Origin of the sequence: Nitrobacter hamburgensis X14 (assembly GCF_000013885.1) — a bacterium.
Taxonomy (GTDB): domain Bacteria; phylum Pseudomonadota; class Alphaproteobacteria; order Rhizobiales; family Xanthobacteraceae; genus Nitrobacter; species Nitrobacter hamburgensis.
Window position 1 is genome coordinate 4167258 of the sequence record NC_007964.1, and the last position, 12343, is coordinate 4179600.

Below are 12343 nucleotides of genomic sequence, written 5' to 3' on the forward strand. Positions count from 1 at the left end.
AATACTGAATCAGAAAGGTATTTGCGCTGATATCTCACCTCTAAGCAGTGCAGCCGATCAATGCGCGAAACAGGCATCTCACGAAAGAGACTCGTGGGGGTACAACATTGCAAATCTTGTGTTTCGACTTGACACACCAAGGGGCACACTGCCTCAGAAAACGAGTAACTTTCGGATCGAACTCAATCTCTCATTGATCGGCCGATTTGACGCAGACATAGACGACCAGTTTGCCGAGCTTGAGATTAACGTCGAGAAATATGCCAATACGGCCAATGGGGTTGAGCTAAAGGCGGCTTGGCACTTCGATCGTCACATCATCGACAAGGCAAAGTCGACACCGCATGTAACGGACGACATCCATCCGCTTTACCATTTCCAGTACGGCGGGTCGCGAATGTCTCAGCTTGGAAGCCAATTGGGGGCTACCTTACTGTTAGATCCACCTCGGTTGATGCACCCGCCGATGGATGGATTACTCGCGATAGATTTCGTTTTGGCTAACTATGCAGGGATGTCATGGAAATTGCTGAGGCAAGATCCGCGGTACGAGCGTCTCATCACTCCTCAGTTCGAAAGCATCTGGAAGCCTTATTTCGATTCTATTGCCGGAAGCTGGTCGACTCCCCGAAAGAATAGCTCGGCCTTCCTCTGCCCTTTTGTTTAGAAGCTGTAAGCAAGAAGATTGGAAAGCGCGATGGCGTTCGGTGAGCCACCCTCGCGTTATTCGATTCTTCCTTATTTTTCTTTCTCTGAGAAATATCGAAATCGCTCTTCTAGAGCCGCCCCGCTAGGTCGCTGATGTTTCCTCGACGGCAGGCGCAGCGTCTGTTCATGCCATTTGGCGTAAGGGCTTTGTAGACGATCTGGTGAAAGCAATATTTTGAATGACCCCGCTTCAATCTGAATGAGGCCCAAATCGAAAAGGTTATGGATATCGGCTCTCAGAAGAATACCATTCCGCACAGAATTAGTTTCGACGCCTCTGTAGGGAAAGATATGCGCGGCTTGAAGTGTGGCTACAACTCTCGTCCCGGTGATAGCACACTCTGCATTGTAGACTTCCAGCAGCCTCTCCCGGATCCTGGCTTGCCCCTGCCTAAGGGCGACTGAACGAAGCGCTTTTTGCCGACCATCGTCCGCGTCCGACGAGGGCCGCCTTGTTTGAACGGGATATCTCGCGAAGCATGTGACCTTAAGTCTAGCTTTAAGTGTGAATGCTGATCAAAAAATGACCCCCATCGGCATCATGGAGTCCCCTTCAGCCCATTGATTTCGTTGAGTTGGAATGATGGGACCCCCTTGCCGATCGTGGTCGAGACCCCGCGCCGAAACACAGCGGCTTGTGGACGCGCGGCCTGCTGATCCGACGCCATATCGTCGATGGCGAACTCGCCTACTTCACCACCTGGTGTCCCGCCGGAACGTCCATCAAGCAGCTGGTCGCCGTCGAAGGACATCGCTGGGCGATCGAAGACAGCTTTGAGACCGCCAAGAACGAGTTCGGCCTCGATCACAATGAAACGCGATCCTGGCATGGCTGGCATCGTCACGTGTCGCTTGTCATGTTGACCTTCGCCATGATGGCCGCCATTCGCCGAAAAGCCAACGCGCCGTCCCAAAAAAACACATCGCGCGCAATCCGAACGCGCGAGACCTCATCCGTTGGTCGGTCCAGGAAATCCGCAGAATAGCGCAGCGGCTCGCCCGAAAACGAATACGACCTGGCTATGTCATAGCATGGTCGCTGTGGCGACGCGCTCACCAGGCCGTCGCTCAAAAAGCCCACATCAAACAAAAATTACGACTGTAATGTTAGAGCCTGTTTGAAAATTGGGATGATTTGGGATTCCGGTCTGTCTGCGAATATGATTCACACTTGGAATGTGGACACGCAAGCAGCGGGGCCGGATGGCCAGGATCGCCCGGAAGACCAAGCGCTATCCGTCTGACCTGACGGACGAGGAATGGGAGCGGATCGCGCCGCTGATGCCGAAACCCGGACGCAGGGGCCGGCCCCGCGAAGTCGAATTTCGCGAAGTTATCAACGCGGTGCGCTATCTCGTGCGCTCGGGCTGCGGCTGGCGGATGCTGCCTGTGCATTTCGGTCACTGGCGGACGGTCTACGGCTGGTTCCGCGAGTTGGCGCGGCGCTTCCTGTTCCAGACGATCCATGACGTCGAACTGATGCTCGATCGGGAACGGCAAGGGCGTGAAGCAAGCCCGTCTGCTGCGGTGATCGACAGTCAGTCGGTCAAAGCGCCGCATGGCGAGACACGCGGCTATGATGCCGGCAAGAAAATCGTCGGCCGAAAGCGTCATATCGCGGTCGATACAGACGGGCGATTGCTGATGATCAATCTGACAACTGCCGACATCTCCGACAGCGCCGGCGCGCAAGCAATCCTCGATGCGATCCGCAAACGCTGGCCGTGGGTAAAACATCTGTTCGCCGACGCCGCCTACGACCGGCTGAAACTGATGGACAAGGCCGCCTATCTACAGTTCGCACTTGAAATCATCCGACGCCGCGACGGGCAGAAGGGCTTCGAAGTCCTGCCGCGCCGCTGGGTGGTCGAACGAACTTTCGGCTGGATGATCCGCGGGCGCAGACTCGTGCGTGATTACGAACGTCGCATCGATGTATCAACCGCAATGATCCACGTCGCCATGGGCGGTGTTCTCATCCGCAGAAACGCTCATCCCTGATTTTACAAACAGGCTCTTATCAACGAAGTAAGGACCGTTCGACTACTACACGGCTAATAGTTTCCAGCCGCTTGTCCGGGAATTTGATCGCCTTGATGCCAGATATTTCGACGACCGCCCCTGAGTCCTTGGCACGGGACTGCATGAGCTTCTCATTGACAATAATATCTTTCTCCAGGCCCATCTTGAATGAACGGTCCTGGAAGCTGCTGCCATCTTCAAACGTGCTGGATACCTTCACACGATCAAAGTACTTCAGGCATGTGAAACGTCCGATCAATGAACTGTATGCCAGTATTCCGGCTGCTCCACCCATGCTCCTGATATCCTTCCGAGCCATCCTGTCAGGAAAAGCTGCCCTTGCTATCCGGCAATATGCCGACTATACTTACGGCACGTTGCCATTGACCGCAAGGACGCCTTCATGTCGATCGCCATCGTCGAGGAAGTCGCCCGAAAGCTCGGAGGCCAAGGCGTGCTCGGCACGGTCGTGCGCTCTCAGGCCGATCTGGCCCTCGCCGTCCGCAACAGGCTTCCCTTGTCTGTGCTACGTGGATTGAGCCAGGCTGGAATGAGCGATCAGGAGATCGAGAGGTTCGTGATCCCACAGCGCACCCGCCGTCATCGCGCCGACAAGCAGCAGCCGCTGACGGTCGATGAGTCGGATCGGGCCGTGCGCCTTCTGCGCGTCCAGTCGCTGGCCGAGCAGACCTTCGGCTATCAGGACAAAGCGAGCCGCTGGCTTCGCCGCCCGCTCACCGAGCTAGGTGGCGAGACACCGCTCGTTGTCGCGCAGACCGAAGCCGGCGCACGGGTCATCGAGACCATCCTCGGCAAGATCGCCTGGGGCGCCGCCGCCTGATGCTGCTCTGGCGCCTGTCGGGCAAACAGCATGCAAAGGCGCTGGACGGCGGCTATGGCCTGCATTTCGACGGCCGCTGGAATACCGTGGGACATGCCGTCACCTATTGCGCGACCTCTCCAGCGCTCTGCGTCCTCGAAAAGCTCGTCCATGTCGAGGATCCGGCACTCTTGCCGGAGCTCGTCATGGTCGCCTACGAGATTTCCAAGTCCACGGAAATCGAGGATGTGTTGCTGAAAGATGTCCCGGCCGATTGGCGGCGACACGAGGCCTGGAGCCAGGAGAGGGGAGATGCCTGGCATGAGGGGCGCGCGACGCTCTTGCTGCGCGTCCCCTCGGCGATCGTGCCGATCGTGGACTCTCCCGATCTGAACGTGCTGATCAACAACAGCCATCCGGCTGCTGCCGATGTCAGCATCGTCGCCGAGGAGTCTTTCTCGCTCGATCCTCGATTGTTCTGAGGCCCGACCGGATGGACAGGGTGTTTCAAGTTCACGTCGACCAATCGACCTGGCCGACGCCTCCCGATCTCCCGGCCTTTCCCGCGACGTTTGCCGGCGGACTTCCTCCTGACGATCGGCTATCTGACCACGCCCTCGCACGCTTCCGGCGTCTCTCTCAGCGAGTTTGCTTGGGCCCGCTATCTCCACGCAATTGCGCCCGACCTGGACCTGCGATTGACGCCGGCCTTCGCCCACCTCGACGCCCATCAGAAGACGATCCTCAGCGATGATTTCGGTATGGGAGTGCCGGTTTTCTGGCTGCTCGATCGCCTGCAGATCGCCGCGATCGTCGATGGCCGGTACTTCATCGACCGTGTCGCGGCGTCGATCGGTGCGACGGCGGCAAAGCGCGCAAAGCGAGGTCCAGGGAAATCGCCCGACTTCGTTGCGCGCGACATTCACGGAGGGACACCGCAGAAATGTCGGGCTGAGAGCCTTGAACCTTATCGGGTGAATCTCGTTCGCCAGATCTTGCGTGGCGGGCGAACCGACATGTTCCAAACGCGGCAGCGCTCACTCGACGCGTATTATCTGCTCCTTGAGGACGAGTGGCGCGGTGGCTGTCGCAACGGCGCCGAACTCTGGCGTCGCTTGCAGGCGCGGGGGTTCCGGGGATCCCTGCGTTCGGTTGGCGAGTGGACAACACGTCGACGTCGGTCCGAAGCGATCAGGCGATCGAGAATCCACGGGCATGGAGATCCGTCAGCGCATGCCCGACGAGTCCATGATCGCTCTCGGTCAGCTCATCGAAATCCGAGGTCACCAGCGCAACGATGAGGCTCATTCCGACTTGCGCGGTCGTCGCCGCTCCGCGCCGGTCGAGTCTGTTGCGCCAGTCGGCCGTCCGGAGCCGCGTCTTCGCGGGTGATCGCTGGATCCTGACGCACGCCGTCGACGTTTGACGAAGCGGCTGTCTGGGCGATCCGGATTACGCCATTGCTCCGCGGTCCGCGTCGCGTCGATCGCGGCGACGATCCGGTCGATGTCATCGTTTCGATTGCGTCATCACGCTCTCCCGCAGCGGGAATCTGAGTCCCCGCCCTGCAAGCGTCAACCCCGGCAAGCAGAACGAGACCACCGCACGGTGCCCGCGTCATCCCGTCCGAGACCGCTTCGATGGAGCCGGTCGACCGGCACCCACGGTTACGGTGAACCGGGCCACGCCCCTCCGCCAACGGCGGGCTTGCTCGCGGATTCCGACCGCGGATCGGTGGACCGTCACGCCGGGCCGGCAGAATTCGAGCATATTGCGGCCGGTCGACGGGGGACCGGAGGCCGGATTCCATGGCCGGAGACGGCGCCGGACGACGGGCGGCAGGACTGAATCGAGTGTCAACCGTTCGCCGGAGGCCGGGCGACAGGAGGGTTGGCAGGCTGCTCTTGAGGGCTGTCTGTTACAGTTACCTCCCTCACACCGTAGCAACAGGCTTCGCGGTCTTCTTGGCGGCTGGCGCGTTCAAGGACGGCCAAGAAAGCGACGCAAGCAGATACAGACGCTCTCATCGACGAGTGGGTGCGGTCGCCCGGTCTGCAGCCTCAAAAATAAACAGGACGTTTCGAGCCAGCCACGAACGTGCGGTCGCAACTATGGTTCGCGGCGGCGTTGCCGAGCATGTCTCGTTACTTCCTCATTGCCATCGCGACCGGCTTGATCATCGTGACGGCGCTCTCGGGTTGGCTTTCATACAACCGCAGCCAAACGCCGCGGCGGTTTTGGCCATGAAATCGGAAACGCGGCGCCGGGGAACATTTGCCACGCCAATCGCGTTTTTTTCCTCCTAGCAAAGGAGAAGCCAATGTCCACCGAAGCCAGAGCCAGTAACCTGATCGACAGCGATAAAGAGTCGGGGAAAGCCGTCTACGGCGCCGACCACAAGAAGATAGGTTCGATCGAGCGCGTCATGGTCGACACGGCCAGCGGGGAAATTGCCTACGCCGTGCTGAGTTTCGGTGGCTTTCTCGGGATCGGCAACGACCATTACCCGGTTCCCTGGAAGGTGCTGCGATACGACGCCGAGCTTGGCGGGTACCGTAGCGACATCAGCGAGAGTCGGCTGAAAGGCGCGCCCAAGCACGGCACCGAGACGATCTTTGACTGGAACGCCCGATACGCCGAGCTCGACGACTACTACAACGATGAAGTGATAAAACCCGGTTGATCCCAGTTGATCCCCCTCCCCATATGTCGAAACTTTCTCAGGGAGAGAACGATGCCACACAAAGAAAACGGACGGATAGTTGAGACGCCAACCGAAGCGCGCGGCGCAGAGCGCGGGCCTACGGTACGTAATGTTCTCGTCGCGGGGACTGGACTGGTCGTGGTTGCCTTCGTGGTTGTCTACATCCTGTACTTCGCAACCTGAGCTCTGACTTGGCGGCTCGCGCATCGTTCCCGCGGCCTTCGCGCGGCTCTGCGAGTTGCATCTTCCTCGCAGGGCCGCGCAATTCTGTGAACCTGCGAAGCGGAACTGAACTTGCGGCGTCAAAATTATACCTGCGGGCCGCGTTCGTGGCTCTGCACGGTCTCGCAATCGCGCACCCCACATGGTGCACCAAAGGAGCGCGCGTGAGGCCCGAACCTACCGAAGAAGAGATCATCGGCGGGGCTTATGAGTTGTGGGAGCAAGATGGCCGCCTTAAAAAACTGCCGGCCGATACTGACGTCCAGTTCAGCGAGAGCTTCCCGGTCGACGGCCGCGACATGTTCGTACAGGCCTGCAATTTTTCACCGGCGATTGGGGACAACTTTGCGACTATGACTCGCGTGATTATGAACTCATACGCATCGGTTTCAAACGGTTCAGATATTTGCGCGTCAGTTCCGGCAAATGGTCTTCCAGATCAGAAGCCATGGAAAGCTCTTCCTGCAAGATGCGTTCGCACACCGCTTGTGTTTGCGTGTCACCGACCGCTTCGGCCGCAGCGATCAATACCCGGTATGCCGCCGCCTCCATGTGCTCGAACGTGTAGCTTGCCATCGCGCCCTTGACGATTTCATCGTCGACAAACATGCCGCTCAAGCCTTGGCCGAAAGCGAGCATCTTCGCGGTCAGATCCTTCAAGGTTGAGGTCTCGCCGCCGCGGCGCTTGATGCATTCCTCGAGCGCTTCAGCCTGCCTCTTCGTCTCGGCCAGATGGCTTTCTATCCGCGCCTTGACATTGGGGTAGTCGCCAGTCCGGCTTGCCAGGCTGGTTAGCATGGTCACAGCTTGTTCCTCCATTGCGTGGGCATTGCGAAGCCACGCCATGAGGTTTTCTTCGATCCTGCTCATATTCAAATACCTCGCGGCGGCTCCGCCGTTGGTGGAATCGGAGGGTGAAGGAGGGCCGTCCAGGACTCCAAATGCTCGTGGCATCCAAACGTTCCTCTGATCTCTGAGTTCGAACGACCGGCGCTTTTGCGGCGTGCTATATTTCCGACGTCAACTGATTCGAGGCCGCCTATGAATGTCGTCAGTCAGCGGAAGACCGCTCGAAACCTCTCGCGTCAGACCCGTCCCGCCTTTCTCGCGCTAGATGGCTGGGCTCTCGGAACGTTGGTTGACCAGGGGGCGGTGGTCGAATGCACGGAGCACGGGCACCGGCTCGACCGCGCCGACCCGGACGCTTGGAACCGGGCGCGGGAAAGAGGCCTGGCGGAACCCATTCCCCGGCGCCACACCGGAAGCCTGCCTCGCGGCGATGGATGCCATCAGGCTCGGGCTCGGCGACACTTGCCCTGACTGTTTAAATCTTTGAACCGACTCCCCTTCTCACTGTCAGGCTTTATATTGAGCCTCAGTGCAGATGGAGTTTTGGGTTCATGGCACCCCGCGCCAATTGGAAGGGCTTCCTGCGGCTGTCTCACATGCACGCCTGGCTGCTCCGCGAGCGCGAGACCCTCTCGCGCTCCTCCGCGGTCCTGAAGCCTATGAATTACATGCTCAGGCGCTGGGACGACTTCGCCCGCTTCCTCGACGATGGCAGGATCTGCTTGACCAACAATTGTGCTGAGCGCGCATTGAGAGGTATCGCATTGGGAAGGCGCAACTGGACCTTCGCCGGCAGCCAGCGTGGCGCCGACCGTGCCGCCATCATGCTGACGATGATCACGACCTGTCGCCTCAACGACGTCGATCCCAAGGCCTGGCTCGCCGACGTCCTCGCCCGTATCGCCGATCTTCCCGCATCGCGTCTGCACGAACTGCTGCCCTGGGAGTGGAAACGCCTGCGCCAAGCCGACGAGCCCGCCGATCAGCAGGCCGCCTGACCTTCACACAATTGCCCCGCCATCATAGAACCCGCCGTGCCCGCGCGCATGCGTCAATCAGGCGGTCTTCGTCGTATGCATACACTTAAACTCGTTCTTGGCGGTTTCCAGACTATCGGCCGAGCCGTTGCCCCATGACGGGACCGGAAGCGGCGGGTTCGAAGCGAGGCCGCGCTTCATTACTCGCACTGCTCGTAGCAGGGACACTGGTGTGGTTGAGGGTGATGGTTGACATTCCACATCCACGCCCTGGGATGATTTCTCCTCGGCCAGCCTGATCCTGCCGAGGCTAGGGCCCTCATGGATCAAGCAATAGTCGTTTGGCATGGATTCGCCGGCAATGACGGTGAGAAGCTTCATCGCCAGAATCTAGGAGCAGAGGCGCGGAATAAGAGGGCCGGAAACTTTGCGGTTGAGCGCGCCGAAAGCGCTTATTTTGGCCGAACAGTAGGATCGCCGCCGGGGCTGCCGGGCGGCGGGATAAACCGGCGTATTGCCGCCTTCCGGGGTCGGCGCGCGGATCTCCGGATCGACACCCAAAGGCGGGCACAGCACGCCGTCGGATTTCGCCAGCTTATCACCCAGCGGTTCCTTGCGCTCGCCCGTCGTCGTTCCGTTCGACGTGGCCGTGTCGCAACTGGCCGAATTCGGGGCAGGAGCCGGCGACACGCTGGCTCAGACGAACTTGACGAGACTGGACGCTGGGCGCTGTTGAAACTCGTCACGGGCGGCTTGCGCATTGGCGTCTCCGCGCGGCTCGCTAAAACTGCCGCCGCTACGCTCGGAAATAAGGAAGCGCATGAGATCGAACTGCTCTGGTCGGGATTGTCTCCGCCTTACCGATCTGTTCGCCTGGCTGGAAGGGCAAGGCGACAAACCAGTCAATCGCGATCCGGTACTGTTTCGGCCGGTGATGCTGGCACATGCGATCGAGGAAACCGATTTCCATAATCTTGCGCCGGGAGATTTTATCGCCGAGTGGAAATGGGACGGCATCCGCGTACAGGCCGGCCGTGTGCGGATGCAATGAGAATGGCAACATCATTGTGCGGCTTTATTCTCGCACCGGCGAAGATATTACCAAAACCTTTCCGGACCTCTTGCCGGCGCTGCATCTGCCGGGCGCGATCGACGGCGAATTACTCGTGCTGCGCGAGGGGCGAGTGCAGAGCTTCAATGTGCTGCAGCGGCGTCTCAATTCGCAAATCCGTCACGCCGAAACTGATGAAGGATTATCCAATCCATCTTCGCGCCTACGACCTGCTCGCCGACGAGGATGCCGATTTGCGCGAATTGCCGTATTCCGAACGCCGCAAACGACTCGAGACTTTAATCGCGCAGCTTAACGATCCACGCATCGATCTGTCACCACATGTTTCTTTTGTGAGTTGGGATGATCTCGGTGAAACCGAAATAGGCCTTGCCGACTGGCACGAGCTGATCGCTCCCATCGTCTTTGGTCCAGACGCCGAAGGTACGAGGAACTGATTCAGATCGACCGTTTCGTCCGCCGCAACACCACGGAAAAGTTTGGTCCTGTACGTCATGTCGTTCATGAGCCAGACAAGGGGCTTGTGCTGGAAGTGGCGTTCGAGGGACTGGCGCGGTCGCCGCGTCACAAGTCCGGCGTCGCGATGCGTTTTCCGCGCATCAACCGGCTGCGCTGGGACAAGCCGCCGGGAGAAGCCGACCGGTTGGAGACGTTGGAGCGGTTATTGAAGATTGAAACCGCAGAGGGGCCACCGAAGGGCTGGCTGGAAGACGCGCCGGAGAAGCGTGCATGATCTTCCGAAGACCGTTTGCGAGACCTCCGTCATGCGTGGATAGCCCAGCTGTCGCCCATCCAGACGGCTTTTATCCACCCGCATCGACGGCATGCCGCTCTTTTGTGGCCCTACTTTGTCATTGTCATGCACATTCTGCGCTAAACGAATATGTCGACTGCTTATGCGGCGCTACAATCAGGATGAGAATGCACCGCCGTGAATGCGCAACGAATTGTGACAATTCAATCGGGCACACGCGAGTCTAAGGCCTTGATCTTATTGGTGTGATACGGGACCGCCAATCGGCGTCCAAACCACGCCGAAGCATAGCATTCGACCGCTTCTCCGTCAGGGCGTGTATAATGGTTTGATCCGTCACCTAAAGGTGAAAGGAAACGACACGCCGCGGTGTTCCTGTGGCTGGTAAATCTGGATGAACCCTGATTACCGTTGAACGCACCCGGATTTGCAGTTCCTTTCCGGACGAGGACGGCGGCGCAACTAAATCTATGCTATTAAGTTAATTGCTCCGAGCCGCAAATATCGCGCTCAATGAAGGGTCTCCCATGAACACGCTTCCAGAGCGTTTTGAACAGGGCAAACGAGTTTCAACCAAAGGCATCCCGGCGGACGCAAATTCTCGCACGGCTGGTTCAGGCGAACACGCGCCATGGAAGAATGGGTGCGAACTAATCGCGGGCGAAAACGAAGTAGGCGAAAGGGAGGGATAGCCTTGACTGAGCCCCTCGTTGTCCGAATCCCTCACCGCCTTGGCAGACAAGAAGCTGTGCGCCGGCTAAAGATGGGGCTCGAACGCGCGCGCGGTCAGTACAGCAGATTGATTCAGGTGAATGAAGAAATCTGGAGCGGAGACCGCCTAGTATTTGCTGTGCTCGCTATGAAGCAGCCCGTGGCCGGGCTCATCGATGTTTTCGACGATCACGTCCGTATCGAGGTCACACTTCCTTGGCTGCTCAATCGTATCGCCCGCGGACTCCAAGCCACCATCCGGAAACAAGGCACATTGATGCTGACAAAGAAATGAGCCGTCTCCCAGCCAAGCTCTTTGAACTTGCGGCAGGGTACGAAGCAAGCTTAATATCGCAGCGCCTTCTCATGAGTGTGAATGAGGGGATACCTGAGCGCACAAATATCAAATGTCCATTGTCCCCGGAGAGCCACGCCACCACCCGCTCGGTGCCGCTGCAGAGCTTGGGAGCAACGCTTTCGGCTAGGGGCGCCATTTGGGCAATTCGCATCGGCTTTCCACAATACGCATGGAAGACTTCCGAATCCAAACTGGTCAGGCCACCGGTCTTTCGTATACGGCCGCGCCTTTCCACATTGCCGCCTTCCCGTCGGTAAGCACGACGGCTTCGCGGATCAATTCGGATTGCGCCGCTCCGTATCCATCGCATGCGGATATCGTCGGGGACCTCGTCGATTTTTCTGGCGGGAGTGGGGAGTGGTAAGGCTGTGTACGACCCGCGTCGGGTTGCGCCGATCCGGGAACACCCGGGCCAACTTGTCGGCCAAACCGAGATGCTGCTCGGTGATCGCCAGAAGCATCACGCCGCCGTTCGAAGTCAGGCCCCCTGCCATCCAAGATAGCTATAACTTTCTGAGCCAGATCAAATAGGCAAGGAGGCGGCCGGATAGGGTGCACCATGGCAATGACCGTAAAAGGGCAAATCATGACCGCGACCACAGAAACCAAAATCTGGACCGGGGAACCCGCGATGGGCGGCAAGCGCAACGCCTGGGCCGCGGTGAGGCGCGGCTTTTTCAGCCGCTGCCCGAGATGCGGCGAAGGGAAGCTCTTTCGCGCCTTTCTCAAAACCGCCGACAATTGTTCCGAATGCGGGCTAGACTTCAAGCCGCACCGCGCTGACGACCTGCCCGCCTATCTCGTCATCGTCGTCGTCGGCCACGTCGTGGGCTGGCGCTGATGATCGAGAAAGGGTTTTCGCCGCCGCTGGTCCTTCAGTGGGCGATCTATCTGCCGATGACGCTGTTCATGGCCTTATTTCTGATTCAGCCGATCAAGGGCGGAGTGGTTGGCCTCCAATGGGCCCTCCGTATGCACGGTTTTGACGAGAGTTTTGTCGACCATGTTTGACGCGAATGCGTGGTGGCTGAAATGAACTGGTCGCGCTGCGCAGAAAGATTTTATGGGGTCTGGCGCTGGGCGCGCTAACTCTTTCCCTGATGAGCCAGACCCTCCCTTCTCTCTGACGACGTCACCTTATCGAAC

The 12343-nt window shown here is 58.9% G+C and carries 10 protein-coding genes and 7 pseudogenes; 12 read left to right on the forward strand and 5 right to left on the reverse strand.

Features of this window, described 5'->3' with window-relative positions:
- Positions 1-193: 193 nt before the first annotated feature.
- Positions 194-667 (forward strand): hypothetical protein, encoded by a 474-nt coding sequence (locus NHAM_RS19405; protein ID WP_157043691.1) that lies wholly within the window; start codon positions 194-196, stop codon positions 665-667.
- 71 nt (positions 668-738) lie between these two features.
- On the opposite strand, the gene NHAM_RS29360 is transcribed toward NHAM_RS19405, so the two are convergent.
- Positions 739-1083: an HNH endonuclease signature motif containing protein gene (locus NHAM_RS29360; protein WP_081435036.1), complete on the reverse strand. Its 345-nt coding sequence runs from the start codon at positions 1081-1083 to the stop codon at positions 739-741.
- A gap of 254 nt (positions 1084-1337) precedes the next feature.
- Here NHAM_RS29360 and NHAM_RS19415 point away from each other — a divergent pair.
- Positions 1338-1694 (forward strand): annotated as a pseudogene (locus NHAM_RS19415) (transposase); the annotation flags it as partial.
- Positions 1695-1884: 190 nt separating this feature from the next.
- Complete coding sequence (locus NHAM_RS19420; RefSeq protein ID WP_157043692.1) at positions 1885-2709, forward strand: IS5 family transposase; 825 nt, start codon at positions 1885-1887, stop codon at positions 2707-2709.
- 19 nt (positions 2710-2728) lie between these two features.
- On the opposite strand, the gene NHAM_RS19425 is transcribed toward NHAM_RS19420, so the two are convergent.
- Positions 2729-3025, reverse strand: a complete 297-nt coding sequence (locus tag NHAM_RS19425; RefSeq protein WP_245269948.1) for a hypothetical protein — start codon at positions 3023-3025, stop codon at positions 2729-2731.
- 108 nt (positions 3026-3133) lie between these two features.
- Here NHAM_RS19425 and parS point away from each other — a divergent pair, with 108 nt between their 5' ends.
- The 5 genes and pseudogenes from parS to NHAM_RS27675 all read left to right on the forward strand — a co-directional run bounded on the left by parS (position 3134) and on the right by NHAM_RS27675 (position 6437).
- On the forward strand, positions 3134-3571 hold the full coding sequence (gene parS / locus NHAM_RS19430; protein ID WP_011512140.1) for a type II RES/Xre toxin-antitoxin system antitoxin: 438 nt from the start codon (positions 3134-3136) through the stop codon (positions 3569-3571).
- The gene (locus tag NHAM_RS19435) at positions 3571-4032 is read left to right on the forward strand and encodes an RES family NAD+ phosphorylase (RefSeq protein ID WP_011512141.1); all 462 of its coding nucleotides are present in this window, start codon (positions 3571-3573) and stop codon (positions 4030-4032) included. Before parS ends, NHAM_RS19435 begins: the two co-directional genes overlap by 1 nt.
- 498 nt (positions 4033-4530) lie before the next feature.
- Positions 4531-4737, forward strand: a pseudogene (locus NHAM_RS28435) (ISL3 family transposase); the annotation flags it as partial.
- A gap of 1133 nt (positions 4738-5870) precedes the next feature.
- Positions 5871-6233: a PRC-barrel domain-containing protein gene (locus tag NHAM_RS19445; RefSeq protein WP_011512143.1), complete on the forward strand. Its 363-nt coding sequence runs from the start codon at positions 5871-5873 to the stop codon at positions 6231-6233.
- A 51-nt stretch (positions 6234-6284) separates the two neighbouring features.
- Complete coding sequence (locus NHAM_RS27675) at positions 6285-6437, forward strand: hypothetical protein (protein ID WP_198136958.1); 153 nt, start codon at positions 6285-6287, stop codon at positions 6435-6437.
- 405 nt (positions 6438-6842) lie between these two features.
- Here NHAM_RS27675 and NHAM_RS19450 read toward each other — a convergent pair whose 3' ends face one another.
- Positions 6843-7346 (reverse strand): ferritin-like domain-containing protein, encoded by a 504-nt coding sequence (locus NHAM_RS19450; RefSeq protein WP_011512144.1) that lies wholly within the window; start codon positions 7344-7346, stop codon positions 6843-6845.
- 575 nt (positions 7347-7921) lie between these two features.
- Here NHAM_RS19450 and NHAM_RS19455 point away from each other — a divergent pair.
- Positions 7922-8323 (forward strand): annotated as a pseudogene (locus NHAM_RS19455) (IS66 family transposase); the annotation flags it as partial.
- A gap of 431 nt (positions 8324-8754) precedes the next feature.
- On the opposite strand, the pseudogene NHAM_RS19465 reads toward NHAM_RS19455, so the two are convergent.
- Positions 8755-8992 (reverse strand): annotated as a pseudogene (locus NHAM_RS19465) (hypothetical protein).
- 9 nt (positions 8993-9001) lie between these two features.
- Between NHAM_RS19465 and NHAM_RS25300 the strand changes: the two are divergent.
- Together NHAM_RS25300 and NHAM_RS19475 are read left to right on the forward strand one after the other, a co-directional pair.
- Positions 9002-10107, forward strand: a pseudogene (locus NHAM_RS25300) (ATP-dependent DNA ligase); the annotation flags it as partial.
- A 715-nt stretch (positions 10108-10822) separates the two neighbouring features.
- Positions 10823-11134 (forward strand): polyhydroxyalkanoic acid system family protein, encoded by a 312-nt coding sequence (locus NHAM_RS19475; protein WP_011512145.1) that lies wholly within the window; start codon positions 10823-10825, stop codon positions 11132-11134.
- A gap of 425 nt (positions 11135-11559) precedes the next feature.
- Here NHAM_RS19475 and NHAM_RS26945 read toward each other — a convergent pair.
- A pseudogene (locus tag NHAM_RS26945) lies at positions 11560-11758 on the reverse strand (transposase); the annotation flags it as partial.
- 25 nt (positions 11759-11783) lie between these two features.
- Between NHAM_RS26945 and NHAM_RS19485 the strand changes: the two are divergent.
- A pseudogene (locus tag NHAM_RS19485) lies at positions 11784-12208 on the forward strand (DUF983 domain-containing protein).
- Positions 12209-12343 lie beyond the last annotated feature (135 nt).